Raw genomic sequence first — 25,780 nt, forward strand, 5'->3', positions numbered from 1 at the left:
GACGGCCGAGGCGCGCGCATGACGACCACACCCACGACTGCCGCGCCGGGGAGAGCTGAGGCCCCCGGCGCGGCACCGGCCCGCACGCACTGCCCCTACTGCGCGCTCCAGTGCGCCATGACGCTCGACCCTCGCGGTCCCGACGCCGCGGGTGACGCGGGCGCGGGAGGCGACGCCACGGCGCCGGGCACCCCGGCGAGGGTCCTGCCCGTGACGGTCGCGCCCCGCGACTTCCCCACGAACAAGGGCGGGCTGTGCCAGAAGGGGTGGACGAGCGCGACGGTGCTGCGCGCGACCGACCGGCTGACGACGCCGTTGCTGCGGGGGGCGGACGGCGAGCTGCACCCCGCGACGTGGGACGACGCGCTCGACGTCGTCACCGGCGGGATCACGCGGATCCAGACGGAGCACGGGCGGGACGCGGTCGCGATCTTCGGCGGCGGGGGACTGACGAACGAGAAGGCGTACGCGCTCGGCAAGTTCGCGCGGACCGTGCTGCGGACGGCCAACATCGACTACAACGGCCGGTTCTGCATGGCGTCGGCCGCGGCCGGCTCGAACCGCGCGTTCGGCATGGACCGTGGGCTGCCGTTCCCGCTCGCCGACCTCGGCGGCGCGGACGCGGTCCTGCTGCTCGGGTCGAACCTCGCCGAGACCATGCCGCCGTCGGTGCAGCACCTCGCGGGGGTCCGCTCGCGCGGCGGGCTCGTGGTCGTGGACCCGCGGCGCAGCGCGACGGCCGTGCTGACCGGGGAGGCGGAGCCCCGGGAGGGTGTCCCGGCGGCGGTGGGGCCGGTGGGGGACCAGGGCCTGCACCTGCAGCCCGTCCCGGGCACGGACCTCGTCGTCCTCCTCGCGCTGCTGCACGTCGTGGTCGTGGAGGGTCTCGTCGACGAGGAGTACGTCGCGGCGCGCACCACGGGGTTCGACGACGTGCGGCGCTCCGTCATGGCGTGGTGGCCCGAGCGCGCAGAGACGGTGTGCGGGGTACCGGCCGAGCGGCTGCGGCACGTCGCGCGGCTGCTCGCCGCGGCGTCGCCGGCACGCGGCGGGGCCGGCGCGTACCTGCTCACGGGCCGTGGCGTCGAGCAGTCCTCCCAGGGGACGGCGACCGTCACGGCGACGATCAACCTCGCGCTCGCGCTCGGGCTGCCGGGCCGCGTCGGGTCCGGGTACGGCGCGATCACGGGCCAGGGCAACGGGCAGGGCGGCCGCGAGCACGGGCAGAAGGCCGACCAGCTCCCCGGCTACCGCAAGATCGACGACCCCGCGGCGCGCGCGCACGTCGCGGCGGTGTGGGGCGTGGACCCCGCGACGATCCCCGGACCGGGCATGCCCGCGGTCCGGCTCCTACGCTCGCTGGGCTCCGGGGAGGAGGAGCGGCCGCGGGCCTTGCTCGTGCACGGGTCGAACGTCGTCGTGAGCGCGCCGAACGCCGACCGGGTCGTGGACGGGCTCCGCGCGCTCGACCTGCTCGTCGTGTGCGACGTCGTCCCGTCCGAGACCGCGCTGCTCGCCGACGTCGTGCTGCCCGTGACGCAGTGGGCCGAGGAGGAGGGCACCATGACGTCGCTCGAGGGGCGGGTCATCCGCCGTCGTCGGGCGGTCGACGCCCCGGGCGAGGCCCGGTCGGAGCTGTGGATCCTCGCCGAGCTCGCGCGGCGGCTCGGGTCCACGGTCGCGTTCTCGACCGACCCGGCGGTCGTCTTCGACGAGCTCGCTCGCGCCTCGGCGGGCGGCGTCGCCGACTACTCGGGCCTGAGCCACGCCCGCCTCGACGCCGACGAGGCCGAGAGCGGGCCGGGGTTCTTCTGGCCGGTCCCCGCCGCCGTGTCAGGGTCACGGGTCACCGGGGCGTCTCCTCGCCCTGACACGTCGACGCCGCATCCCGGCACTCCGCGCCCGTTCCTCGACCGCTTCGCCACGCCCGACGGCCGTGCCCGGATGGTCGCCGTCGACCACGTCGGGCCGAGCGACGACGTCCGCGCCGACGCGCCCCTCTACCTCGTCACGGGCCGCGTGCTCCAGCACTACCAGTCCGGCGCGCAGACGCACCGCGTGCCCGAGCTCGACCGGGTCGTCCCCGACCCGTTCGTCGAGATGCACCCGCTCCTGGGCGTCCGGCTCGGCGTCGCCGACGGTGACCGCGTGTGTCTCACGTCGAGCCGCGGCCACGTCGAGGCGGCGGCGCGCTGGACCGACCGCATCCGGCCCGACACGGTCTTCATGCCGTTCCACTGGAGCGGCGCCGGGAGCGTCAACCGCGTGACGACGGACGCGACCGACCCGATCTCCGGCATGCCGGAGTTCAAGGTGTGCGCGGTGGACGTGCGCCGCGCCCCCGACCCCGACGACCCGGCGGGCGACGGCACGACGTCCGTCCGCGACCGGCAGGAGGTGCTCGCATGAGCGGGACGAACGGGCGGACGACGCGCGTCGTCGTCGTCGGCAACGGCATGGTCGGTGCACGGTTCGCGCAGGACCTCGTCGCGCGCGTCGGCTCCGGCGCGGACGTCGCGCCCGTCGAGGTGACGGTGCTCGGCGCCGAGGAGTACGAACCGTACAACCGGGTGCTGCTGAGCGAGGTCGTCGCCGGGAAGGTCGACCTCGCCGGGATCGGCCTGCCTGCGACGGACGACCCCCGCGTGACGGTGCGTCGCGGCACGGAGGCCATCGCGATCGACCGCTCCGCGCGCCGGGTCGTCACGGCCGACGGCGCGTACCCCTACGACGCGGTCGTCCTCGCGACCGGCGCGGCGGCACGCGTGCCGGAGGTCGCCGGCCTGACCGGGCGGCCGGACCTGCCGCGCGGTGCGCACGCGCTGCGCACGCTCGACGACGCACGGGAGATCGTCGCCGCGTCGGTCAACGCGCAGCACGCCGTCGTGGTGGGGGCCGGGGTGCTCGGCCTCGAGGTCGCGTGCGGCCTCGCCCGGCGAGGGGTCGCGGTCAGCCTCGTGCACGGCGGCGAGAGCCTCATGGACCGCCAGCTCGACGTCGCGGCCGGCGGTGTCGTCGCCCGCAGCCTCGCCGCGCTGGGGGTGCGCACCTGGACGCGGGCGAGCACCGAGCGCGTGCGCGTGGGGTCCGGGCAGGTGCGCGGCGTCGCGCTCCGTGTGCCCGACGACGGCCGCGCGGCCCTGACGACCGGCCTCGCCTCGTCGACCGGCCTCGCCTCGTCGACCGGCCCTGCCCCGTCGACGGGCCCGACCGAGCCACTCGCCGCGACCCGCGTCGTCGAGATCGAGGCCGACCTCGTCGTGCTCGCGTGCGGCACGGTCCCCGAGACCGGCCTCGCGCGTGCCGCAGGCCTGGCGGTCGACCGGGGCGTCGTCGTCGGCGACGACCTCGCGAGCCCTGACGACCCCGCCGTCTTCGCGATCGGCGACTGCGCGCAGCCGCCCGAGGGCGGGTCGGGGCTCGTCGCGCAGGGCTGGGACCAGTCGCGTCGCCTCGCGGAGGCCCTCGCCGCCACGGTGACCGCGAGAGCCACGGCCGCGCCGCCTGACGGACGTCGCGACGGCGGGCGCGCCGGTGCACGACCACCCGCCCCGGCGTCCCCGCACGTGCGGCTGGGGGGCGAGCAGGACCGCCCGAGCATGGCGCTCCGGCTCGCGATGAGCGTCGTGGCCCGGCCCGTCGTGTCAGGGCCTCAGGTCACCGGGGCGTCCTCTCGCCCTGACCCGTCGCAGGACCCGACCCGCGTGTCAGGACGTCGGGTCACCGGGGCGTCTCCTCGTCCTGACAGCGCACGGTCCGCCGTCGGGACCGACGTCGTCCGGGTCAAGGCCGCCGGGCTCGAGATCGTGGCGATGGGCGTGTGCGGGGTGCGGCGTCCCCACGACCCCGCCCACCGCACGGTCGCGCTGAGCGACCCCGCGTCGGGTCGCCACGTCGAGGTCGTCGTCGCGGACGGCCTGCTCGTCGGCGCGACGTGCGTCGGCGCGCCCGACGTCGGTGCCGACCTCACCGCCACGTACACGCGGCGCGTGCCCGTCCCCGCCGACCCGGCCCACCTCCTGCTGCGGCCTGTCGCGCAGGTGGCCGCGCCGGCGTCGACCCCGACGCACATGCCCGACCGCACGACGGTGTGCACGTGCAACGGCGTGACGAAGGGCGACATCGTCGGCTGCTGGCACGACGGCGCCCGCAGCGTCGACGACGTCGCGCGGGCCACGCGGGCGACGACCGGCTGCGGGGGCTGCAAGGAGGTCGTGTGCGGCCTCGTCGACTGGCTCGCGAAGGCGGACCCGGACCAGCCGGCCGACGCCGGGCGGGCCCGGGTGACGGCGTCCCGCTAGACGTGCGGTCTTCTCACCCGGGCGCTGCCGCCGGTGTGAGAAGACCGTTACGGCCGGGCAACGACCGGGGCACGGTCGCGAAACCGCTGCTCCGTAGCGTCGTCCGTACCTTCCCGGCCGACACTCGAGGCCTGTGGCGGCCGGGAAGGTGGCTCTCTCGCCCCCGCCCACCCTCAGGAGCTCGCCGTGACCGGACCTCAGACCGATCCCACCCCCGCCCCGGGCACGGCGGCGACCGCGCGACACCTCGTCGTCGTCGGTGGCGGCATGGTCGCCCAGCGGCTCGTCGAGGCGCTGCGCGCCCGCGACGGCGCGGGCGCCTGGCGCATCTCGGTGTTCGCGGAGGAGCCGCGCAAGCCGTACGACCGCGTCGCCCTGACGAGCTACTTCTCGGCGCGCGACGCCGACGAGCTGACGCTCGGCGACCCGGCGCTGTGGGACGACGAGCTCGTCACGCTGCACCGCGACTGCGCCGTGACGGCGGTCGACCGCGAGGCGCAGACCGTCACCGACCGCCTTGGCCGCGTCCACGCCTACGACGAGCTCGTGCTCGCGACCGGCTCCAGCGCCGCGATGCCGCCCATCCCGGGCAACGACCTGCCCGGCGTGTTCGTCTACCGCACGATCGACGACGTCGCGGCCCTGCGCGGCTGGGTCGAGGAGAAGCGGCGCAGCACGACGACCGAGGGCGGCTGGGAGCGGCCGGTGCGCGGCGCCGTCATCGGCGGCGGCCTCCTGGGCCTCGAGGCCGCGGGCGCGCTCAAGGCGCTCGGCGCGCAGGCCACGGTCATCCAGTTCGGCACGCACATGATGGACGCGCAGATCGACCTCGGCGGCGGCGAGGCCCTCAAGCGCCTCATCAACGGCATGGGCATCGCCGTCCGCTGCAACACCGGCACCAAGGAGATGAAGGTCTCCCGCAAGACCGGTCACGTGGGCCGGCTCGACTTCGCCGACGGCGGGCGGCTCGACGTCGACGTGGTCGTCGTCGCCACCGGCGTGCGGCCGCGCGACGAGCTCGCGCGGGCCGCGGGGCTCGCGGTCGGGGAGCGCGGCGGCGCCGTCGTCGACCTCGCGTGCCGCACCGAGGACGAGCACGTCTGGGCCGTCGGTGAGGTCGCGTGCATCGAGGGCCGCTGCATCGGGCTCGTCGCGCCGGGCTACGCGATGGCGGAGGTCGTCGCGGACCGTCTGCTCGGCGGCGAGGCAACCTTCCCGGGCGCGGACACCGCGACCAAGCTCAAGCTCCAGGGCGTCGACGTCGCGAGCTTCGGCGACGCGTTCGGCCGCACCGAGGGCGCGATGGAGCTCGTCTACGCGGACCCGGTCGCGGGCGTCTACAAGAAGCTCGTCCTGTCCGACGACGCGCGCACGCTCCTCGGCGGCGTGTTCGTCGGCGACGCGACGCCGTACGCGTCGCTGCGGCCGATGGTGGGCGCGGAGCTGCCGGGCGACCCCGGCGCGTTCCTGCTCCCGGAGGGGTCGGGTGGCGGCGCCCCGGCGCTCGAGCTGCCCGACGACGCCACGGTCTGCTCGTGCAACAACGTCTCGGCCGGGACCATCCGCGGCGCCGTCACGGAGCACGGGTGCACCGACCTCGCGAGCGTCAAGGCGTGCACCAAGGCCGGGACGTCGTGCGGGTCGTGCCTCCCGCTCGTCAAGAAGATCACGACGACCGAGCTCACCCGGGCCGGCGTCGAGGTCTCCAACGCCCTGTGCGAGCACTTCGAGCTCTCGCGGGCCCAGCTCTTCGACGCGGTGCGCGTCGCGGACCTGCACACGTTCAGCGAGATCATCGGCCGGTTCGGTCGGGGTGTTGAGGCGCCGGTGGACGAGGACGCAGCCACCGAGGGCGCCGTGCTCGTCCGCGACGCCGGCCGCGGCTGCGACATCTGCAAGCCGGTCGTCGCGTCGGTCCTCGCGTCGCTCGGCAACGGGCACATCCTCGAGGGCGAGCAGGCGACGCTCCAGGACACCAACGACCACGTCATGGCCAACATGCAGAAGGACGGCACGTACTCGGTCGTCCCGCGCATCCCCGGCGGCGAGATCACGCCCGACGGGCTGCTCGTGATCGGGCAGGTCGCCAAGGACTTCGGCCTCTACACGAAGATCACGGGCGGCCAGCGCATCGACATGTTCGGCGCCCGCATCGAGCAGCTCCCCCACATCTGGCGGCGCCTCGTCGAGCACGGCTTCGAGTCGGGTCACGCGTACGGCAAGTCGCTGCGCACGGTGAAGTCGTGCGTCGGGTCGACGTGGTGCCGGTTCGGCGTCCAGGACTCCGTGGGGATGGCCGTCGAGCTCGAGCTGCGCTACCGCGGTCTGCGCTCGCCGCACAAGATCAAGCTCGGCGTCTCGGGCTGCGCGCGCGAGTGCGCCGAGGCCCGGGGCAAGGACGTCGGCGTCATCGCGACGGACAAGGGCTGGAACGTGTACGTCGGCGGCAACGGCGGCTTCACGCCGAGGCACGCGCAGCTCCTCGCCGAGGACCTCACCTCGGACGAGCTGATCCGCACCATTGACCGGTTCCTCATGTACTACATCCGCACCGCCGACCGCCTCCAGCGCACGGCCGCGTGGGTCGAGGACTACGAGGGCGGGCTGGAGGCGATCCGCGAGGTGATCATCGAGGACTCCCTCGGCATCGGTGCCGACCTCGACGCCGCGATGGTCCGGCACGTCGGGGACTACGAGGACGAGTGGCGGGCGGTCCTGGAGGACCCGGAGAAGCTGCGCCGCTTCGGCTCGTTCGTCAACGCGCCCGCCGAGCCCGACCCGGACCTCGCCTACGTCACCGAGCGCGGCCAGATCCGCCCCGCGACGGCCGCCGAGCGCGCCGCCGCCCTGGAGGCCGCCCGCGCCGCGGGCGACACCGACCCCGCAGTCCTGACCGGCCCCGTCGTGATCGCCGGCGCCACCCTGGAGGTCCGTCGATGAGCGTCGTCTCGCAGCCCGTCCCCGCCCCGGCCGAGGTCTCCGCCGAGCCCGGCGCCTGGGAGCGCGTGTGCCTCGTGCGCGACCTGCTCGTCGAGCGCGGCGCGGCCGCCCTCGTCAGCGGGGTCCAGGTGGCCCTGTTCCGCCTCCCGGACGACACGGTCCGGGCCGTCCAGCAGCGCGACCCGTTCTCCGGCGCGAACGTCATGTCGCGCGGGATCGTCGGGACGCGCGGCGGCGTACCGACCGTTGCCGGCCCGATGTACAAGCAGGTGTTCGACCTCGCGACCGGCCGCTGCCTCGACAAGGTCGGCTTCGAGCCGGTCGACGGCCTCGCCGAGGACCTGGTGACCTGGCCGGTCGACGTGCGCGACGGCGTCGTCCTCGTGGGGACCCGGCCGTGACCACGCTGCTCGGCCTCGACGTCACGGGGCGCACCGTGCTCGTGGCGGGCGGCGGGCCGGTCGCGGCCCGCCGCGCCCGCGCGCTGGCCGACGACGGCGCGCACGTCCGCGTCGTCGCGCCGCAGGTCTGCGAGGACCTCCGCGACCTCGTCGTCGCCTCGCTGAGCGCAGGGCACGTGTCGTCGATCCGACCCGACGACGACCCGTCTCCCGTGCTCGGCGTGCAGGTCGGGACGGTCACCTGGGTCCCGCGCGAGGTGCGCGAGAGCGACCTCGACGACACGTGGCTCGTGCTCACCGCGACCGACGACTCCGCGGTCAACCGCGCGGTCGCGGAGTGGGCCTCGCAGCGCCGCACGTGGTGCGTCAACGCGGGTGCGGCGCACGAGGGGAGCGCGCGCACGCCCGCGACGACCCGCAGCGGCGACGTGCTCGTCGGCGTCGTGAGCGACGTGACCTCCCCCCTGGTCGCGGGGACGACGGGAGGGCCCCGCGCCGCCGACCCACGACGGGTCCGCGCCGTCCGCGACGCGGTCGCCGAGCACCTGCGGGCCGGCGGCGCCGACCAGCGCCGGCACCGCCCCGCTCCGGGCGGGCTCGGCCGGGTCACTCTCGTGGGCGGTGGGCCGGGCGCCGTCGACCTGCTGACGGTGCGCGGGCGCCGCGCGCTCGCCGAGGCGGACGTCGTCGTCGCGGACCGGCTCGGCCCGGTCGACGTGCTCGAGGAGCTCGCGCCGGGCGTCGAGGTGATCGACGTCGGCAAGACCCCCGGGCACCACCCGGTCCCGCAGCACGAGATCAACGCGATCCTCGTCGAGCAGGCGCAGCGCGGGCGCGTCGTCGTCCGTCTCAAGGGCGGCGACCCGTTCGTCTACGGGCGGGGCGGCGAGGAGGTCGTGGCGTGCCGGGAGGCCGGTGTGCCCGTCGAGGTGGTCCCCGGGATCTCGAGCGCGCTGAGCGTGCCGGCGCTCGCCGGCATCCCCGTGACGCACCGCGGTACGGTCGCCGCGTTCCACGTCGTGAGCGGTCACGAGGGCCTCGACGAGGCCTCGCTCGTCTGTGTCCGCGACCGCGCGGCTACGCTGGTGGTCCTCATGGGTGTCTCGCAGCTCTCCCGCATCACGGCCCAGGCGCTCGACGCCGGGGCCGACCCGGGCCTGCCCGTCGCGATCGTCGAGAACGGCTCGACGCCGCGCCAGCGCGTCACGCGCGCGGCGCTGGGCGACGTCGTGGAGCGCGCCGCCCAGGTCGGGGTCCGGGCCCCGGCGATCATCGTGGTCGGGGACGTGGCCGCCGAGGGACGGCTCGACCCGGCGACGGTCGCGTGAGCGGCGAGGTCCTCCCGGCCGAGCGCGCCCTCGGGCAGGTCATGGCCGGCTGCACGGTGCTGGTCACGGCCGACCGCCGCAAGAGCGAGCTCGCGGCCGCGCTCCAGCGCCGCGGCGCCGAGGTGCGCCACGCGCCGGCGCTGAGCATGATCCCGCACGTCGACGACGAGCAGCTCCTCGCCGGGACGCGCGCCCTCATCGAGAGACCTCCGGACGCCGTCGTCGTGACCACGGGCATCGGCTTCCGCTCGTGGGTCGAGGCCGCCGACGCGCACGGCCTCGCCGACCGGCTGCTCGAGGTGCTCGCCGACGCGCGTCTCGTCGCACGCGGCCCCAAGGCCCGGGGCGCGATCCAGGCCGCCGGGCTGACCGCCGACTGGGTCGCGGAGTCCGAGACGTCCGCGGAGATCGCCGACGTGCTGCTCGGCGAGGGCGTCGCGGGGCTGCGCATCGCCGTCCAGCACCACGGTGCGGGCGCCGACGGGCTCGACGTCGTGTTCGCCGAGGCCGGTGCCGAGGTCGCGAGCCTCGTCGTGTACCGGTGGGGCCCGTCGCCCGACCCGGAGGCCGTGCGCGCGTCCGTCGAGGCCGCGGCCGTCGGCGAGATCGACGCCGTCGTCTTCACGTCGGCACCGGGCGCCGAGGCCTGGCTGAGCGCCGCGGAGGAGCACGGCGTCGGCAGGCTCGTCGTGTCGCGGTTCCGCGACGGGTCGATGGTGGCGGCCGCCGTCGGGCCCGTCACGGCGAAGCCGCTCGAGCACCGCGGCGTCAGCCCGCTCCAGCCCGAGCGGGGGCGCCTCGGCGCACTCGTGCGCACCCTCGTCGCGCACTACGAGCACGCCGAGACCCTCGCCCTCACGACCGTCGCGGGCGTCCTGCAGATCCGCTCGCGCGTCGCGGTGCTCGACGGCGAGGTGCTGCCGCTGTCGCCCAGCACGCTCGAGGTGCTGCGCCTCCTCGCGTCGCGTCGCGGGGAGGTCGTCACGCGCGACGACGTGCTCGACGTGCTGCCCGGCGACTCGCGCGACCCCCACGCCGCCGAGGTCGCCGTCGCGCGGCTGCGCGAGGCCACCGGCCGTCGCGACCTCGTGAAGACCGTCGTCAAGCGCGGATACCGATTGGAGCTCGCATGAGCGTGGAGATCCTGGCCTTTCCCTCCGGTGCGTCGGCGGAGCGTTCCGCGCCCGGTGGCGCCGGCGGGCCGGGGGACCGGGTGCTGCCGGTGCTCGTCGGGTGCTCGCACGGGACGAGCGACCTCACCGGCCGCGAGGTGGTCCGGGCGCTGCTCGACGACGTCCGTGCAGCCCGCCCCGACCTCGACGTGCGCGAGGCGTTCGTCGACGTGCAGCAGCCGGAGGTCGCGGACGTCGTGACGTCGGTCGTCGCGCCGGAGCACGACCTCCCGCGCGACGCGGTGGTGGTGCCGCTGCTGCTCTCGGGCGGGTTCCACGTGGGCGTCGACATCGCCGAGTCGGTCGCTGACCGGGGCCCCGGGGCCGGTCACGCCGCGGCGGGGACGCCGCTCGGCCCGGACGAGCGGCTCGTGGACCTGCTGGCCGACCGGCTCGCCGAGGCCGGGGTGCGCTCGGACGACGCGGTCGTGATCGCCGCGGCGGGGTCGAGCCGGCCGGGGGCTGCCCGCGACGTCGAGCAGCTCGCCGCGGGCCTCCGGGAGCGGCACGCCGGCCCGGTGACCGTCGGCTACGGCGCGATGGCGACGCCGTCGGTCCCCGACGCGGTCGCCGCCGCGCACGCGTCCCTCGCCGTGAGCGCGGGAGCGCCCGAGGCGTCGGGCGCGGGGCCGGAGGAGGCGCCGCGCGTCGTCGTCGCGGCATACCTCCTGGCGCCGGGCTTCTTCTACGACCGCGTGCTCGAGGCAGGTGCGGACGTCGTGACGGCACCGCTCGCGCCCGACGCCCGGCTCACCGAGATCGTCCTCGACCGCTACGCCGAGGCCGCCGCGACCCTGGCGAGGTAGTACGCGGGTAGCGCGAGGTAGCACCCCGGTAGCGCGAGGTAGTACGCGGGTAGCGCGAGGTGGTACCCCCGGTCGACGACGCGGCGTCTACCTCGCGGCCCGGTCGAACCAGTCGAGCGAGAGATCGGCGACCGCGGCCGGGGCGTCATCGGTGATGAAGTGCGCCGCGTCGTCCACGTAGGCGAACTCGACGTGGTCGGCGTACCGCTCGGGGTCGCGGCAGATGCGCCCCATGAGCTCCTCGGTCGTGGGGTGGTCGCGGCGGCCGAACACGACGAGGGTCGGCACGGTGAGCCTGCGACTGCGGTAGGCGCCACGCATGATGCGCAGGGCCTCGGGCAGGACCATGCCACGGGCGAGCGGACGCACTGCGGCGTCGACCTCGGGCCGCTGCATCGGGGCGAGATGGGCCTCGATGGTCGCCTCCGACATCGGGCGGGCCACGTACCGCTCGGAGAAGTCTCCGCGCAACGGGGCGCCCGGGCGGTGCCAGACGTACTTGGGCAGGTGCTGGAAGGCCGGGACCAGCCTCGGGTGGAACCTCACGAAGCCCGGCCACACGGCGAGCTGGACGGCGGTCCGAACGCGTTCGGGGTGGTCGTAGGTGAGCTGCATCGCGGTGATGACGCCCATGTCGTGGGAGAGGAGGTGGGCGCGCTCGACGTCGAGGGCATCGAGGAGGGCGAGCAGGTCGCGGAGCCGGGTCTCCCGTCCGATCCGCGGATCGTCGGCCACGGTCCAGCCGGCCCCGCGCAGGTCGGGGCAGTAGACGCGGTATCCGTGTGCGGCGATCACCGGAGCGATGGCGTGCCACTGCCACCAGTGCTGGGGGCATCCGTGCAGCAGCACGACCGGGTCGCCCTCGCCGATCGTGGCGAGGTGCGACCGCAGGCCGGGCGTCTCGACGACGAGATGCTCGAAGCCCGGGGCCTCGGGGAGCGGCGGTGCCCAGGTCGAGGCGAGCGTGGCCATGGTGGCCTCCTTGGGGAACTACTATGTTCATAGTAAACCTGCTCGAAGGGGGTGTCCATGCCGGTGACCACCCGAGTGCGTGCACTCGAGGCGGCGGTGGAGCTGCTCGGCGCGCAAGGGGTGCGCGCGTTGAGCCACGCGCGGGTCGACGCCCGGGCAGGTCTGCCCGCCGGATCGACGTCGAACTGGTTCCGCACGCGCCGGGCGCTGCTCGCCGGCGTGGTGGACTGGATCGCCGAGAGCGAGCGGGCCGATCTCGATCCAGCCGCGCTGCCGGCGGTCACGCGGGTCGACGAGCTGATCGAGGGCCTGTGCGCCATGGTCGAGCTCCAGGCCGGGCCGTTCGCGGCGCGGACCCGCGCACGGTACGCGCTCTTCCTCGAGCTCGCGGGCGACCCGGAGCTGGGCGAGCCGTTGCGGCGGCAGCGCCTCGAGTTCGAGCGGTGGACCGAGCGGATCGTGATCGCCGTCGGCATCGCCGACCCCGTGCCGGCGACCCGGGCCCTCATGGCGTGCTGCGACGGCCTGCTCCTGCACCGGCTCACCGTCGACCCCGCTCTCGACGTGCGCCCCGCCGTCGAGCGCGAGGTGCGTGCCCTCGCACGGCCGTGACCGTTGCTCGGCCTCGGCGAGAGAGGCCGCGACGGCGGCGTCAGCGACAGCGACAGCGAGCGATCGGCGGCGAGCGTGGAGCGCTACCGCGCGCCGACGTGCGGGCGGGTGCGCGGGGCGAGCAGCGCGACGCCGACGGCGAGCAGCACCGTCACGCCGAAGCACACGACGTACGCCGCGAGACCGAGCGTCGGGTGGAGCGCCCACAGCAGCGACCCGGTGACGGCGAGCGCGGTGGCCGCGGCGACGGCGTCGGACACCTGCAGCGCGGAGCTGTTCGCACCCTGCTCCGCGACGGGCGACAGCTCGAGCGTCAGCACCGACAGGGTCGGGTGGGTCATGCCCATGCCCAGGCCGGCGAGGGTCCACGCGACCATGCCGACGACGGGCGGGACCGCCGTCCAGGCGAGCAGCGCCGCGCCCCCGATCCCGAGCGCGACGAGCGTCCCGCCGAGCCGCACGTACCCCGCGTGCGCGAGCCCCCACGTCGCGCGTCCGCGCAGCCACGACCCGGTCGACCAGCCGACCGCGCCGAACGTGAGGACCGCACCCGCGAGCGACGGCGAGAGCCCGCGCTCGTGCGACAGCAGGAGCGGGAGGAGCACCTCGGCACCCATGAACGCAGCGGCGACGAGCCCGCGGATCGCGACGACGCTCGGCAGGCCACGGGCGGCGCGTGTCGTGCCGCGCGGGAGGAGGCGCGGCACGGCGACGACCACGGCCGCGAGGGACAGCGCGAGCAGCACTCCGAGCCCGACGCCGCGGAGCTGGCCCGCGTAGTTGAGCGCCCCGATCCCGACGGCCGCGACGACCGCCCACCCGAGCGACGCCTGGCGCGCGGTGCGGTCGAGCGGCGACTCGGCGTCGACGGCAGCGTCCGAGGGTGAGCCGCCCGCGGAGGGCGCCGGCGCCTCGTCGGGCAGGTCGTCGGGTGCGCTGCTCGCGGGCGACGAGGCCCGGGCGACCCTCATCCCGGGGCGCATGAGGATCAGTGCCGGGACCGCGAGCACGGGGACGGCGAGGAACACCCAGCGCCACCCGACGTGCTCGACGACGAGCCCCGCGATGGCCGGCCCGACGATCGACGGGACGACCCACGCCGCGGCGAACGCCGCGAAGACCCGTGGCCGGCTCTCGGCGGGGAACACCCGGGCCACGAGCACGTAGAGCGCGACGATGTACAGGCCGGTGCCCACGCCCTGCAGCACGCGGCCCGTGACGAGCACGAGCATGTCCTGCGCGAGCCCCGCGACGAGCAATCCGGCGAGGAACAGGCCGATGCCCGTCCACAGCGGGGTCACCGGGCCGGCGCGGTCGCTCCACCGGCCGGACGCGACCATCCCCACGACGCTCGACGCGAGGGATGCCGCGAAGGCGAGCGTGTAGAGGGTGAGACCGTCGAGCTCGACGGCGACGGTCGGCATCGCGGTCGCGACGGCGAGCGCCTCGAACGCCCCGAGGAACACGAACGCGACCATGCCGAACAGCACGGTGCGCTGGGTCGCGGGCGTCAGCGGCTCGGGCGCACGAACGGTCGTCCGAGGCGTCCCGCCCGCGGTCGTACCGGGCCGTGCGTCGGGCCGCGTGCGCGGTTCCGCGGTCATACGAGAACTACCTTTCCGGTCGTCGCGCGCTCCTCGAGCTCGCGGTGGGCGCGCGCCGCCTCCGCGAGGGGTACCTGGTGGGTGATGACGCGCCACGTCCCGTCCGCCGCGAGCGCGAGGGCACGCTCCTGCAGGGCGAACAGGTCTCCCCAGGGTCGGGCCAGGGGTCCCACGGCCCACCGTACGTCGTGGGTCGACGCCGGTCCGCCGGATTTCCGGTGGTCGCGGCCGACGTCCTCGCCGGCACCGCCGTCGTCCGGGCGCTCTGCCGCGCGGTTCGCCGCGCCCGAGGACCATCCGAAGAGGACCAGGCGGCCGCCGTCGCGCACGAGCGACGCCGCGTCCGTCCCGGCGTCGCCGCCGACGCCGTCGAGCAGCACCGTTGCACCGCTCGGCCCGACGGCGGTGCGTGCCGCGTCGAGCCACCCGTCGGCGCGGTAGTCGATCGCGGTGAGCGTGCCGCGCTCGCTGTCAGGGTGAGAAGTCACCCCAGTGCTCGGTGGCCCTGACAGGACCCGTGCCCCGTCCGCGGTGTCAGGGCGAGCGGTCACCCGGGTGACCTGGGGCCCTGACACCTCGGCGAGGGAGCGGACGAGCGCGGCCTTGACCGGTCCGCCGGCGAGCCCGACGACGCGTGCTCCCGTCGCCGCGGCCGCCTGCACGAGGAGCGTGCCGAGGCCGCCCGCTGCGGCGGTGACGACCACGACGTCCTCCGCCGTGAGCTCCGCGAGGTCGAGGATGCCGACGGCGGTGCGGCCCGTCCCGATCATCGCGAGCGCGTCCGGCGCGGTGACGTGGGCCGGGACGCGGTGCAGCGCCTCGACGGGCACGACGGCGAGGCGGGCGTACCCGCCGCCGTCGGGCCGCGCGCCGAGGTGGGCGGCGACGCGCCGACCGCGCCACGCGGCGTCGACCCCCGGGCCGACGGCGTCCACGACCCCGGCGATCTCGCGGCCGGGAATCGTGGGGAGGTCGGGGAGGGGGAGCGGGCCGCCGGCCTCGCCGCGGCGCAAGGTCGTGTCGAGCAGGTGGACGCCGTGCGCGCGCACGGCGACGCGCACCTCGTTCGGCCCGGGGACGGGGTCGGGGACCTGGTCGAGGGCGAGGTTCTCGGGTGGTCCGAACGCGTGCAGGCGGATGGCGTCCACGGGGCTCCTCCAGGGGCTTCCGGCGCGACCGGACGGTCGCGCGCCCTGCTAGTCTCGAACCTCAACAAATGTTGAGGTCAAGCCCGGTGTCCGCCGGGAGGAAGAGGTCCCCTGTGCCCGACGACGTGCCCGGGCCGGGGGACGAGCTCACCGTCGGACAGCTCGCTGCCCGCAGCGGCGTCGCCGTCTCCGCGCTGCACTTCTACGAGCGCGAAGGCCTCCTCACGAGCCGACGCACGCCGGGCAACCAGCGGCGCTACCCGCGCGAGACGCTGCGCCGCGTGGCGTTCGTCCGGGCCTCGCAGCGGGTCGGCATCCCGCTCGCCCGCATCCGCGCCGCGCTCGCGACCCTCCCCGACGACCGCACGCCGACCGCGAAGGACTGGCACCGGCTCTCCGTCGCGTGGCACGCCGACCTCGACGCCCGGATCGAGCAGCTCACGAGGCTGCGCGACCACCTCACCGACTGCATCGGCTGCGGGTGCCTGTCGCTGCGCCGCTGCGTTCTCGTCAACCCGCACGACGAGCTGGGCGAGGAGGGGCCGGGTCCCCGGACCCTGCTCGTCGAGGGGCTGGACGACTGACGGCTCCCGGCTCCCGACGACGGACGACGGCTCACCAGTTCTTGGTGCTGCCGCTCCCGCCGTCGCCGCCGTCGGACCCGCCGCCCGGCTCGTCGCCGTACAGGTCGCGGTACTCCTGCTCCTCACGGTCCGCCTCGCCGCGCGCCTCGGAGTTCTGCTCCTCGAGGCGCTCCTGGCGCTGCTGCTCCTCGCGCTCCGCCTCGCTCTGCTGGTCGCCCTCGGAGCCCTCGCCCTCGGACCCCTCGCCCCCGGACGCCTCGCTCTGCTCGTCGCCCTCGGAGCCCTCGCCCCCGGACGCCTCGCTCTGCTCGTCGCCCTCGGAGCCCTCGCCCTCCTGCGGGTCGCCGGTGCCCTGGTTCTCCGGCTGGGAGTCCTGGGCCTGCTGCTGCTTCTCCTGGAGCCGCTGCTGCGCGGCCTCGGCCTGCTCCTGCTGCTCGGGCGTCTGCTCGGACTCCCCGCAGTCGGGCCAGCCGCGGATCTGCTCGGCCGTCGCGTACGACTGCTCGGCGTACTCGTACCAGTCCTGGACGTCCTGGCGCAGCACGTCCGGGTCCGGCTCGGTGCCGTCGCCGTACGGGTCGAGGACGTCCTCGTCGTAGGGGAGGCCGGCGTCGCGTGCGGCGATCGCCTCCTCGACCACGGCCAGCTCGGCCGCCTTGCCGTCGCCGTAGGCCATGTCGTCGTCGCCCGAGATCTCGTACGTGAGCGAGAGGTTGGTCTGGATCATGCAGCGTTCCTCGGGCGTCTCGTCCTCCGCGAGGTCGTAGGACCTCTGCAGCGACGTGATCGCGTCGTACGTCGCCCACGAGTCGCCCGCGCGGGCGTTCGCCGTGCCCGTGTTGAAGTGCGCCTTCCACGGCTCGACGAGGTTCATGGTCCGCTGCGACCCGTAGGTCCCGGCGGCGTCGAGGTGCGCGCCGTCGTCGTAGTCGCCCTTCGCGAACGACGCGATCGGGGCGAGGAACGTCAGCTTGAACCCGAGCACGAGCAGCGCGACCACGACCGGCAGCGTCCCGATCAGCCACCACGTGCGCCGGCGCAGACGTGCCCGCCGCATCGCCGCGGCGGGGTGCACGGCGGGTCGGCGGCCCGGGCCGGGCGGCGTCGGGGGCGGCGTCCAGCTCATCGGCGCACCCCCGTGCCCGACGGCGCTCGCTCGCCGGGTCGCACGAGCGACCGGGATGCCGACCGCGCCCAGAACCAGGCCTCGACGCCGAGCAGGACGACGAGCGCGAGCGCGAGCGGCCAGACGACGGGTCGGTAGGACGTGACGTCACGACGGCCGTCCGCGGCGACCTGCTCGGGGTCGATCCCCGCGACGAGCGACGCGGTCTCCGTCGGCTCGGTGCGGTGGACGTACGGGACGCCGAGCTGCTCGGCGAGAGTGCCGAGCGTCTCCTCGTCGATCGTCGAGAGCGCCGCCACGGGCTCACCGTCCTCGCTGGGCTGCGACCAGTCGACGATGTACTCCGCGTCGGCGGGGTCGACGTCCGGGTCGTACTCCTTCATGCGCCCTCCCTCGGGCGTGCCGTACCCGAGCACGGCGCCGCCGTCGACCAACGGTGCGAGGTCCGCGAACGACCGCGGCTCGCCGTCGGCGGTCTGCTCGCCGTCGGAGAGGAAGAACACGAGGCGCGTGTTCGCCGGGTGCAGCTCGGCGGAGCCCTCGAGGGCCGACCTCAGCTCGTCGAGCGGCCGGTCGGTGAGCGACCCCCGCGAGTAGCGCGTGATCTCGCGACGGAACGTGTCCGCCCACGACGTGATGGCCCGCGCGTCCGTGGTGAGCGGGAGCTGGCGCGAGGCCTGCGAGTCGAACGAGATGACCGAGTAGCGCGCGCCGGGGATCGCCTCGGTGAGGCTCACGACGTCGTGCCGGACGCCGTCGAGCCGCTCCTGCTCCTGGGCGGGCCCGTAGTCCTCGGCGGCCATCGAGCCCGTGCGGTCGACGACGAAGAACATGTCGACGTTCGTCACCGACGTGTCGCGGTCGGTCGAGGCGACGGACGGACCGAGCCCGATCAGCGCGAGCAGCACGACCGCCCCGGTGCGGCGCAGCCAGGCCGCGCGCGGCGCACCCGGTCGGACCGCGCCGTCGGGCCCGCGCCGGCCGGCGACGACGGCCTGCCAGACCGTCAACGCGAGCAGCGGCACGACGACGAGCGCGAGCGCCCACACGGGGACGAGCGGCTGGAGGCTCACCGGTCCCTCACCTCCCTCGACCGCGCGTTCACTGGCGCACCCGCCAGGCCAGGACGAGCAGCAGCCCGACACCCGCGACGGCCACGAGGAACCAGCCCGTCGGGCGGTCGGTGACGACGACCTCGGGCGACGCGTCGAGCTCGACCGCCTGCTGCGCCACGACGTCGTCGACCATGCCCTGCACCGCGGCGGGGTCGTCGGCGAGGAAGTACAGACCTCCGTCGGCCTCGACCGTCTCCCGGTACTCCGTCTCCTCCGGCGTCCCCTCGTAGCGCTGGGACCCGCCGAAGATGCCGTGCAGCGTGATGTCGCGCGACGCGACGAGGTCGGCGGCCTGCGGCAGCGTGTAGATCGGCTCTCCCGACACGTAGTTGTCCGTCGCGAGGATGATCGAGCGCGAGCGCTCGGAGTCCCCGGCGTCGAACTGCAGCGCGCAGGTCGCGAGCCCGTCGCCGATGAGGCTCGCGCCGGCGAGGTTCGCCGTCGTGCCCGCCGTGAACTCCGCGAACTCGAGGATCTCGGCGTCGTCCGAGCCGCCCGTGTAGTCGAAGTCGGCCGGGTCCTTGTCGAGCGCGTCGATGCCGCGCTGCAGCTCCTCCTGGACGAGCGTGTAGTCGTTCGTCAGCGGGAAGACCGTGCGCGACGACGAGTTGAAGATCGACAGCGCGATCCGTTCGCCCTCGAAGCTGTCGACGAGCTCCTGGAAGACCTTGAGCACCGCGCCGTCGTACTCGATCATCGAGCCCGACACGTCGAGGCACAGGACGATGTCGCGCGTGCCGAGCCGGTCGACGACGACGTCGGTCTCCACGGGCCGCGCCGCGACGGCGCCCGCCCCGACGACCGCGACGAGGAGCCCGAGGGCCGTCGCGCCCTGGAGGAGCCGGTACCGGCGCACCCACGCCGCGAACGCCGGGACGCGCGCCAGGTACTCGGAGTTCGCGACCCACAGGACGTCGCGGTCCCGGTCGCGCGCCCCACGGCGGCGCGCGAGCCACCACGCCGCGGCGCCGGCCGCCACGACGAGGACCACGGCGAGCGCCCACAGCCACGGCCAGAGGATCGACGTCCCCTGGGGTCCCGGCGTCACCAGGACCTCACCACGGTGCGGGCGCGCGCGATCGAGTCCTCGGCGTCCGTGGTGCGGGCCTTCGGGTCGTTCTCGTGGTCCGCGAACGACGGCCGGTAGTAGCGCGTGATGAGCCGCGTGAGCTCGTCCGCGCCCGAGAGCTGCTGGATCTCCGACAGCGTCATGGACGACGCGTCCTGCCCGAGCCGGCCCGTCGCGAACCCGCGCACCTCGGCCGAGAGCGCGAGGTGCAGCGTGCGCTCGTCGAGCTCGCCCGCGTGGAAGCGCTGCGCGACGGCGTCGAGCCGCCGCTCGTACTCGGAGCGCAGGGCTCCGTACGGGTCGAGCGGCCCGGCGGGCGACGGGGGCGGCGGCACGGACGCGGCCTTCTCCGCGGCGCGCGCACGGGTGAGCCAGAGGACCAGGAACACGATCGCCGCCGCGACGAGCAGCACGACGATGCCCACGACCGTCCACCACCCCGGGTAGCCCACGGGGTCCACCAGCTCATCGGCGGGCACGCTTCTGCCTCCCCAGGAGCTCGACGAAACGCTGCACCACGTCGCCCGTGCCGTCCACGAGCACCGCCTCGACCTGGACCTGGCGCAGCCGGTCGGCGACCTCCGCGCGGCGCTGCGCCCGCGCCGTGGCCGCAGCCTCGGCGAGCCCTGCCCGGCCGCGCAGGAACGCGGGGAGCCGCAGCGCGCCGTCGACGTCCTCGACCTCGCGATGGCTCGCGGCCGGGCCCCCCACCGCGACAGGGGAGAGGTCCGCGACCTGCACGACCATCACCTCGTGGCGCACGCGGAGCGACCGCAGGAGCTGGTCGTGCTCGGCGGCGGGACGCGCCTCGTCCGTCACGACGACCACGAGCGAGCGGCGCCGGAACGCCGTGAGCACGCGGTCGAGCGGACGGGCGAGGTCGCTGGGCGGGGCGTCCGGGCGCCACATCCCCTCGACCGTGCTGAGCAGCACCTCGAGGTCCTGCGTGCTCGCGCGCGGCGGCAGCTGCACCAGGCGCCGGGCGTCGCCCGCAACGAGCGCGACCCGGTCGCCACGGTCCCGCGCGAGGTAGGCGACGAGCGCACAGCAGAAGCTCGCGACCTCGGCCTTCGTCTCCCCGCTCGGGGCGGTCGCCCCCATCGGGCGCCCGGTGTCGACGACGAGCACCAGGTTGAGGTTCGACTCGCGGACGAACCGCCGGACGACGGGGATCCCCGCGCGCGCCGACGACTTCCAGTCGATGTCGCCGACGTCCTCGCCCGGCGCGTACAGGTGCAGGTCGTCGAAGTCCTGCCCGTGCCCCTTGAAGACCGACCGGTGCCGCCCCTCGAGCAGGCCGGAGGCCCGGCGCGCGACCGGCAGGTCGAGCCGGGCACGCACCTGGGCGAGGCGGGAGACGTCGGGCACGGGTGATCTCTCGGGTGGTGCGGGAACGGTCAGGGGGTGGGGACGGCGTCGAACACGGCGTCCACGAGCTGCTCCGGCGGGACGTTGTTCGCGAGCGCGTCGAACGTGCGCACGAGGCGGTGGCGCAGCACGGAGTACCGCACGGCCTTGATGTCGTCGGGCACGACGAACGCGCGCCCCGCGAGGATCGCGAGCGCCTGACCCACGCGCATGAGCGCGATCCCGCCGCGTGGCGACGCGCCGACGCGCACGTGCCGGTCGAAGCCGGGGATCGGGCGCGGGCCGGAGAAGCGCGTCGTGTTGATGAGGTCGACGACGTAGCGCTTCACCGAGTCGTCCACGTACACGTCGTCGACGAGGCCCCGCAGGAAGCGGACGTCGTCGAGCGAGACCGGCTGGGCGGTGATCGGCTCGCTCATCTGCCCGGTCGCGACGCGCTGCAGGATCTCGAGCTCCTGCTGCGGCGTCGGGTACGTCAGCACCTCCTTCATGAGGAAGCGGTCCATCTGGGCCTCGGGCAGCACGTACGTGCCCTCCTCCTCGATGGGGTTCTGCGTCGCGAGCACCATGAACGGGTCCGGGAGCGGGTAGTTCTCGCCGCCGATCGAGGTCTGCTTCTCCTGCATCGCCTCGAGCATCGCCGACTGCGTCTTCGCGGACGAGCGGTTGATCTCGTCGAGCAGCACGACGTTCGCGTGCACCGGGCCGAGCTGGGTCGTGAACTGGCCGGTCGCGTAGTTGTAGATCTGCGTGCCGACGATGTCGTTCGGCATGAGGTCCGGCGTGCACTGGATGCGGTGGAAGCGGCCGTCGATCGCCGCGGCGAGCGTCTGCGCGGCGGTCGTCTTGGCGAGGCCGGGCACCGACTCGAGGAGGATGTGGCCGCCCGCGAGGAGCGAGCTCACGAGGGCCGTGCGCAGCGCCTCCTGCCCGACGACGCGCTGGTCGAACACCTGACCCATGCGCTTGAGGAGGTGGCTCGCGCGGTCGAGGTCCGCCGTCGAGATGCTGCCGTGCCCTGCGGCCATGTGGGTCGCCCTCCGGGTGGGTGTCGGTGCTGGGTGCGGCTCGCGAGCCGTACGAGGACGTGCGCCCGGGACGTCGCGACCCCCCGGCGAACCCGGCCCAGTATGCCAGCGGGACCTGTCGCCCGGCGGGTGTCGTCCACAGCCCCGGGTGGGGAGGACTCCCCGTCCCGGGTGCGCGTCGTCGGCCCGCCGGGACGTCCGCGGCGGACCGCCGCGCGGGAATGCGGGCCGCGCGCCGCGCGGTTGGACGGGCATGAGCACCGACACCCGGGCGGCCCTCGACGCCGATCCCGCCCTCCTCGCCCTGCTCGCCGCGCGCCACCAGGGGGTCCTCACGACGCTCAAGCGCGACGGCCGGCCGCAGCTGTCCAACGTGCTGTACGCGTGGGACCCGGACGACGGCGTCGCGCGCGTGTCCGTCACCGCGGACCGGGCCAAGACCCGCAACGCGGCCAGGGACCCGCGCGTCTCGCTGCACGTGAGCGCCGAGGACTTCTGGAGCTACGCCGTCGTGGAGGGCGACGCGGAGCTGAGCCCGGTCGCCGCCGACCCGCACGACGCCGCGGTCGACGAGCTCGTCGAGACCTTCCGCGCGGCGGCCGGTGCCGAGCACCCGGACTGGGACGACTTCCGGCGCGCGATGGTCGCCGAGCGGCGCCAGGTGCTGCGCGTGCGGGCGACACGCGTCTACGGGATGGCGCGCCTGCCCCGCCCGTGAGGCGCCGCGCCGTCGGTCCGGCGGAGTGACGTCGGTCGCGCGGGGCACCGCGGTTCCCGCCCGACGCCGTGGCGCGCCTACCCTGGTCGCGTGACCTCGACCGCCGTGCGCCGTGCGCCGACCGACGCGCGCCCCGCGAACCCGTGGTGGCTCGTCCTCGCGGGGCCGTTCGCCGTGGTCGTCGCGGTCCTCGCCGTGCTCGCCGCAGGCGGCTTCTCGGGGGCGTTCGCCGCGATCCCCGGCTTCAGCGACCCCGGCGCGCTGGTGCGCTACGGGACGCCCGTCGTCACCGTGCTCACGGAGCTCTCCGTCGCGCTGACGCTCGGCTCGCTCGTGCTCGCGGCGGTCGCGCTGCCCGCGGGCGAGGCGGTGCGTCGCGCGCTCGGCCTCTCCGGCGTGGCGGCGGCGACCTGGGCCGTCCTCTCCGTGCTTCAGGTGGTCCTGCGGTACTCGTCGATCTCCGGCACCCCCGTCACGGCCGAGACGTTCGGCGACCAGCTCGGCCTGTTCGTCTCGCAGGTGAGCCTCGGGCGCAACTACCTCGCGGTGGTCGTCGTCGCGGCGGTCACCTCGGCGCTCGCGCTCGCCGTGCGCAGCGCGACCGGGGCGCTGTGGACGGCCCTCGTCGCGCTCCTCGCCATCGCGCTGCAGGCCAACACGGGGCACGCCGCGGGCGCCGCGTCCCACGAGCTCGCGGTGTCGTCGATGTTCCTCCACCTCGCCGGTGCCGCGCTGTGGGTCGGCGGGCTGGGGACGCTCGCCGTCGTGCGGGTGCGCGGCGGGCTCGGGCGCCAGGACTTCGCCGCCGCGGTCTCGCGGTACTCCGCGATCGCGCTGTGGTGCTACGTCGCCGTCGCCGTCTCGGGCGTCGCGAACGCGACCATCCGCGTCGACACGCTCGCCGGGCTGACCACCGACTACGGCATCCTCCTGCTCACCAAGGTCGCGCTCATCGTCGTGCTCGGCGTCGTCGGGTTCGCGCACCGCGAGCTCGTCGTGCGCCGTCTCGCCGGCCCGACGACGCCCGCTCGCCCGGGCGGTCGAGGCGGCGGTCCCGGCACTGCGGCGGGCAGCACGGACCGGGCCGCGGGAGCGGCGAGCGACGGCGCGAAGGCCGCGGGCGTCGTCGGGCAGCGCGGGGCGACGGGCGGGCAGCGGGGCGCGGACGCGACCCGCTGGCTGTTCTGGCGGCTCGTCGCGGTCGAGCTCGCGATCATGGGCGCGGTCTCCGGCGTCGCGGTCGCGCTCGGCTCGACGGCGCCGCCCGTCCCGCAGACGGAGTTCGTCGACCCGACGGCCGCCGAGATCGTCACCGGCCACCCGTTGCCCCCGGAACCGACGTTCGCGCTGTGGTTCACCGAGTGGCGCTGGGACCTGCTGCCGGCGTTCGCGTGCGGCGCGGCGCTCGTCGTCTACCTCGGCTGGGTGCGCCGGCTCGCGCGGCGCGGCGACCGCTGGCCCGTGGGGCGCACGGTCTCGTGGTGCGTCGGGATCGTCGTCCTCTTCTGGGTGACGTCGGGCGGGCCGGCCATGTACGGCCACGTGCTGTTCAGCGCGCACATGGTGCAGCACATGGTCCTCGCGATGGTCGTGCCGATCTTCCTCGTGCTCGCCGCCCCCGTGACGCTGCTCCTCCGCGCGGTGCCGCCGCGCAAGGACGGGTCGCGCGGCCCGCGCGAGTGGGTGCTCGGGATCGTCACGTCGCGCGTCGGGCAGTTCTTCGCGAACCCGATCGTCGCCGCCGTGAACTTCGCCGGGTCGATGATCGTCTTCTACTACACGCCCGCGTTCGAGTACGCGCTCACGACGTACGCCGGGCACCTCGCGATGCTGCTGCACTTCACGCTCGCGGGGTACCTGTTCGCGAACGCGCTCGTCGGCATCGACCCGGGCCCCCACCGACCGCCGTACCCGCAGCGGCTGCTCCTGCTGTTCGCGACCATGGCGTTCCACGCCTTCTTCGGTGTCGCGCTGACGTCCGGCGAGATCCTCTTCGTGCCGGAGTGGTTCGGGCTGCTCGGCCGCGAGTGGGGCCCGAGCGCGATCGAGGACCAGCAGCGCGGCGGGGGCGTCGCGTGGGGCATCGGCGAGCTGCCGACCCTGATCCTCGCGATCGTCGTGGCCGTGATGTGGACGAAGTCCGACGAGCGCGAGGCGAGGCGTCGCGACCGCCAGGCCGACCGCGACGGCGACGCGGAGCTCCAGGAGTACAACGCGAGGCTCGCCGAGATGGCCGAGCGCGACGAGCGCACCCCCCGCTGACCCGCCGAACACGACCTGAAGGTCGTTCTGGGGCTCATTCCGTCCTCCAGGTCGTGCTCGACGGCGAGTGGTGGCGTGCTCGGCGCAGGTGGCGGCGGACGTCGGCGACGAGCCGACCCGGCCGGGACGCACCGGGCGGCGTCACGTCCCGCCCGGTGAACCGCAGCAGGTCGACGGCGCCGCTCCCGACGAGGTCGTTCTGCCGCGTGCGGTCACGGAGCAGCGCAGCGGGCTCCGAGTGCACGTCCCTCCCGTCGAGCTCGGCGATCAGCCATCGGCCACCGGGCAGCCGCCACCCGACGTCACCGCGACCGAGGAGCCGACCCTCGTCGTACACCTCGACCTGGAGCTCGTCGGGGGCGATGCCGGCATCGGTGCAGTCGAGCCGGGCGAACGTCTCGAGCGGGGACTCGGCGCGCGCGTCCGACTCGGCCCACCACGAGTGCGTGCGGGCGACACCCCGCCGACCTCGCGCGAGGTCGTGCGCCCGCTCGAGACCCGCCGCCGACACGAGCCCGAGCCGGCGCGCGCTGTCCATCGCCGCGACGGCCCGCCTCCGCCCCATCTCCGGCACGGCCTGGGCCAGCGCCCAGTCCGGCGTCGCGACCCACCGGCCCTCGACGTTCGTGACGGTCATGCCGTCGTCGAACTGGCGGAGGTGCATCCCGTCGCGTGAACGTGCCGCCCGTGCGCCCGGAAGGGTCGCCTCGGGGACCGGATCGACCCGGACCCCCTCGACACCGAGCAGCACCAGCGCGCACGGCCCGACGGCGATCGCGTCGCGACCGTAGGCGAGCAGCCCGAGCCACGCGGCGCGGCGTCGTCGGTGGTCGTGGGCGCCCGTGCCGGTCCGGCGTGGGACGGGCGTCACGACGGTGTCGAACACCGCGTGCGTGACCCGGCACCACCGCCCCTTCTCGACGAGGCGCGCCCGGCGATGGGACCCGACGCCGTGCTCGTCGCACTGGCTCGCGGAGAGCAGCCCTTCCTGGGCCTCGGCGACGACGAGCAGCTCGGCGGGGACGGCGGTCGGCGTGCGCATGGGACGGATCGGAGCAGACCGCGTCGCCCCGCCGCGACAGCCCGGGGCCCGCCTGTGGACGAGCCTGTTCGGATCTGGGCCTGTGGACGACCAGGGCGACCGCTGCCTGCGCTGGTCTCCTCGACCGGCGACGGCCTCGCCGTCGACACGCGCGACCTGACGACGACCATCCGCCTCCGTCGCC

The 25,780-nt window shown here is 75.2% G+C and carries 21 protein-coding genes; 11 read left to right on the plus strand and 10 right to left on the minus strand.

The window, feature by feature from the left end; all coding sequences use genetic code 11:
* Nucleotides 1-18: 18 nt before the first annotated feature.
* The 7 genes from NFS20_RS12570 to NFS20_RS12600 all read left to right on the plus strand — a co-directional run bounded on the left by NFS20_RS12570 (nucleotide 19) and on the right by NFS20_RS12600 (nucleotide 10,948).
* Entirely contained in the window at nucleotides 19-2,409 is a 2,391-nt protein-coding gene (locus tag NFS20_RS12570) for a molybdopterin oxidoreductase family protein (RefSeq protein WP_251152124.1), read from the plus strand.
* Entirely contained in the window at nucleotides 2,406-4,301 is a 1,896-nt protein-coding gene (locus NFS20_RS12575; RefSeq protein ID WP_251152125.1) for an FAD-dependent oxidoreductase, read from the plus strand. The genes NFS20_RS12570 and NFS20_RS12575 overlap by 4 nt, the downstream gene beginning before the upstream one ends.
* A 267-nt stretch (nucleotides 4,302-4,568) precedes the next feature.
* Complete coding sequence (gene nirB / locus NFS20_RS12580) at nucleotides 4,569-7,241, plus strand: nitrite reductase large subunit NirB (RefSeq protein ID WP_251152285.1); 2,673 nt, start codon at nucleotides 4,569-4,571, stop codon at nucleotides 7,239-7,241.
* A complete protein-coding gene (nirD, locus tag NFS20_RS12585; protein ID WP_251152126.1) occupies nucleotides 7,238-7,642 on the plus strand; it encodes a nitrite reductase small subunit NirD in 405 nt (134 codons plus the stop codon). Before nirB ends, nirD begins: the two co-directional genes overlap by 4 nt.
* The gene (gene cobA, locus NFS20_RS12590; protein ID WP_251152127.1) at nucleotides 7,639-8,970 is read left to right on the plus strand and encodes a uroporphyrinogen-III C-methyltransferase; all 1,332 of its coding nucleotides are present in this window, start codon (nucleotides 7,639-7,641) and stop codon (nucleotides 8,968-8,970) included. Before nirD ends, cobA begins: the two co-directional genes overlap by 4 nt.
* Nucleotides 8,971-9,011: 41 nt before the next feature.
* Nucleotides 9,012-10,103: a uroporphyrinogen-III synthase gene (locus NFS20_RS12595; RefSeq protein ID WP_251152286.1), complete on the plus strand. Its 1,092-nt coding sequence runs from the start codon at nucleotides 9,012-9,014 to the stop codon at nucleotides 10,101-10,103.
* Nucleotides 10,100-10,948, plus strand: coding sequence for a sirohydrochlorin chelatase (locus NFS20_RS12600; RefSeq protein WP_251152128.1), 849 nt, complete (start codon nucleotides 10,100-10,102; stop codon nucleotides 10,946-10,948). The genes NFS20_RS12595 and NFS20_RS12600 overlap by 4 nt, the downstream gene beginning before the upstream one ends.
* A gap of 87 nt (nucleotides 10,949-11,035) precedes the next feature.
* Here the strand turns inward: NFS20_RS12600 and NFS20_RS12605 are convergent, their stop codons facing one another.
* Nucleotides 11,036-11,920 carry an alpha/beta fold hydrolase gene (locus tag NFS20_RS12605; protein WP_251152129.1) on the minus strand — a complete coding sequence of 295 codons (885 nt, stop codon included), beginning with the start codon at nucleotides 11,918-11,920 and terminating at the stop codon, nucleotides 11,036-11,038.
* Between the two features lie 57 nt (nucleotides 11,921-11,977).
* Here NFS20_RS12605 and NFS20_RS12610 point away from each other — a divergent pair, with 57 nt between their 5' ends.
* Nucleotides 11,978-12,532: a TetR/AcrR family transcriptional regulator gene (locus tag NFS20_RS12610; RefSeq protein WP_251152130.1), complete on the plus strand. Its 555-nt coding sequence runs from the start codon at nucleotides 11,978-11,980 to the stop codon at nucleotides 12,530-12,532.
* 83 nt (nucleotides 12,533-12,615) lie between these two features.
* Here the strand turns inward: NFS20_RS12610 and NFS20_RS12615 are convergent, their stop codons facing one another.
* Nucleotides 12,616-14,136, minus strand: coding sequence for an MFS transporter (locus NFS20_RS12615; RefSeq protein ID WP_251152131.1), 1,521 nt, complete (start codon nucleotides 14,134-14,136; stop codon nucleotides 12,616-12,618).
* Nucleotides 14,133-15,284, minus strand: coding sequence for an alcohol dehydrogenase catalytic domain-containing protein (locus NFS20_RS12620; RefSeq protein ID WP_251152132.1), 1,152 nt, complete (start codon nucleotides 15,282-15,284; stop codon nucleotides 14,133-14,135). Before NFS20_RS12620 ends, NFS20_RS12615 begins: the two co-directional genes overlap by 4 nt.
* A 68-nt stretch (nucleotides 15,285-15,352) precedes the next feature.
* On the opposite strand from NFS20_RS12620, the gene soxR reads away from it, so the two are divergent.
* Nucleotides 15,353-15,868 (plus strand): redox-sensitive transcriptional activator SoxR, encoded by a 516-nt coding sequence (soxR, locus tag NFS20_RS12625; RefSeq protein ID WP_463103778.1) that lies wholly within the window; start codon nucleotides 15,353-15,355, stop codon nucleotides 15,866-15,868.
* 31 nt (nucleotides 15,869-15,899) lie between these two features.
* On the opposite strand, the gene NFS20_RS12630 is transcribed toward soxR, so the two are convergent.
* The 6 genes from NFS20_RS12630 to NFS20_RS12655 are packed head-to-tail and all read right to left on the minus strand — an operon-like array spanning nucleotide 15,900 to nucleotide 21,574.
* Entirely contained in the window at nucleotides 15,900-16,994 is a 1,095-nt protein-coding gene (locus NFS20_RS12630; RefSeq protein WP_251152134.1) for a hypothetical protein, read from the minus strand.
* Nucleotides 16,991-18,067 carry a vWA domain-containing protein gene (locus tag NFS20_RS12635; RefSeq protein ID WP_251152135.1) on the minus strand — a complete coding sequence of 359 codons (1,077 nt, stop codon included), beginning with the start codon at nucleotides 18,065-18,067 and terminating at the stop codon, nucleotides 16,991-16,993. Before NFS20_RS12635 ends, NFS20_RS12630 begins: the two co-directional genes overlap by 4 nt.
* 28 nt (nucleotides 18,068-18,095) lie before the next feature.
* Nucleotides 18,096-19,157, minus strand: coding sequence for a vWA domain-containing protein (locus tag NFS20_RS12640; RefSeq protein WP_251152136.1), 1,062 nt, complete (start codon nucleotides 19,155-19,157; stop codon nucleotides 18,096-18,098).
* Nucleotides 19,154-19,657 (minus strand): hypothetical protein, encoded by a 504-nt coding sequence (locus tag NFS20_RS12645; protein ID WP_251152137.1) that lies wholly within the window; start codon nucleotides 19,655-19,657, stop codon nucleotides 19,154-19,156. The genes NFS20_RS12640 and NFS20_RS12645 overlap by 4 nt, the downstream gene beginning before the upstream one ends.
* Nucleotides 19,644-20,546 carry a DUF58 domain-containing protein gene (locus NFS20_RS12650; RefSeq protein ID WP_251152138.1) on the minus strand — a complete coding sequence of 301 codons (903 nt, stop codon included), beginning with the start codon at nucleotides 20,544-20,546 and terminating at the stop codon, nucleotides 19,644-19,646. The genes NFS20_RS12645 and NFS20_RS12650 overlap by 14 nt, the downstream gene beginning before the upstream one ends.
* Before the next feature lie 29 nt (nucleotides 20,547-20,575).
* Nucleotides 20,576-21,574, minus strand: a complete 999-nt coding sequence (locus NFS20_RS12655; RefSeq protein ID WP_251152139.1) for an AAA family ATPase — start codon at nucleotides 21,572-21,574, stop codon at nucleotides 20,576-20,578.
* Nucleotides 21,575-21,827: 253 nt separating this feature from the next.
* On the opposite strand from NFS20_RS12655, the gene NFS20_RS12660 reads away from it, so the two are divergent.
* Nucleotides 21,828-22,292 (plus strand): PPOX class F420-dependent oxidoreductase, encoded by a 465-nt coding sequence (locus tag NFS20_RS12660; RefSeq protein WP_251152140.1) that lies wholly within the window; start codon nucleotides 21,828-21,830, stop codon nucleotides 22,290-22,292.
* A gap of 90 nt (nucleotides 22,293-22,382) precedes the next feature.
* On the plus strand, nucleotides 22,383-24,554 hold the full coding sequence (locus NFS20_RS12665) for a bifunctional copper resistance protein CopD/cytochrome c oxidase assembly protein (RefSeq protein ID WP_251152141.1): 2,172 nt from the start codon (nucleotides 22,383-22,385) through the stop codon (nucleotides 24,552-24,554).
* 34 nt (nucleotides 24,555-24,588) lie between these two features.
* Here NFS20_RS12665 and NFS20_RS12670 read toward each other — a convergent pair whose 3' ends face one another.
* Nucleotides 24,589-25,596, minus strand: a complete 1,008-nt coding sequence (locus tag NFS20_RS12670; RefSeq protein WP_251152142.1) for a putative endonuclease domain-containing protein — start codon at nucleotides 25,594-25,596, stop codon at nucleotides 24,589-24,591.
* Nucleotides 25,597-25,780: the final 184 nt, after the last annotated feature.

The organism is Cellulosimicrobium sp. Marseille-Q4280 (genome assembly GCF_943181405.1).
GTDB lineage: Bacteria > Actinomycetota > Actinomycetes > Actinomycetales > Cellulomonadaceae > Cellulosimicrobium.

Bases quoted from the DNA above. Each gene is read 5' to 3' on its own strand.
- soxR (WP_463103778.1), top strand. From the start codon at position 15,353: ATGTTGAGGTCAAGCCCGGTGTCCGCCGGGAGGAAGAGGTCCCCTGTG.
- NFS20_RS12600 (WP_251152128.1), top strand. From the start codon at position 10,100: ATGAGCGTGGAGATCCTGGCCTTTCCCTCCGGTGCGTCGGCGGAGCGT.
- NFS20_RS12610 (WP_251152130.1), top strand. From the start codon at position 11,978: ATGCCGGTGACCACCCGAGTGCGTGCACTCGAGGCGGCGGTGGAGCTG.
- nirB (WP_251152285.1), top strand. From the start codon at position 4,569: ATGGTCGCCCAGCGGCTCGTCGAGGCGCTGCGCGCCCGCGACGGCGCG.
- NFS20_RS12655 (WP_251152139.1), bottom strand. From the start codon at position 21,574: ATGGCCGCAGGGCACGGCAGCATCTCGACGGCGGACCTCGACCGCGCG.
- NFS20_RS12570 (WP_251152124.1), top strand. From the start codon at position 19: ATGACGACCACACCCACGACTGCCGCGCCGGGGAGAGCTGAGGCCCCC.
- NFS20_RS12615 (WP_251152131.1), bottom strand. From the start codon at position 14,136: ATGACCGCGGAACCGCGCACGCGGCCCGACGCACGGCCCGGTACGACC.
- NFS20_RS12670 (WP_251152142.1), bottom strand. From the start codon at position 25,596: ATGCGCACGCCGACCGCCGTCCCCGCCGAGCTGCTCGTCGTCGCCGAG.
- NFS20_RS12575 (WP_251152125.1), top strand. From the start codon at position 2,406: ATGAGCGGGACGAACGGGCGGACGACGCGCGTCGTCGTCGTCGGCAAC.
- NFS20_RS12630 (WP_251152134.1), bottom strand. From the start codon at position 16,994: ATGAGCTGGACGCCGCCCCCGACGCCGCCCGGCCCGGGCCGCCGACCC.
- nirD (WP_251152126.1), top strand. From the start codon at position 7,238: ATGAGCGTCGTCTCGCAGCCCGTCCCCGCCCCGGCCGAGGTCTCCGCC.
- NFS20_RS12595 (WP_251152286.1), top strand. From the start codon at position 9,012: ATGGCCGGCTGCACGGTGCTGGTCACGGCCGACCGCCGCAAGAGCGAG.
- NFS20_RS12660 (WP_251152140.1), top strand. From the start codon at position 21,828: ATGAGCACCGACACCCGGGCGGCCCTCGACGCCGATCCCGCCCTCCTC.
- NFS20_RS12605 (WP_251152129.1), bottom strand. From the start codon at position 11,920: ATGGCCACGCTCGCCTCGACCTGGGCACCGCCGCTCCCCGAGGCCCCG.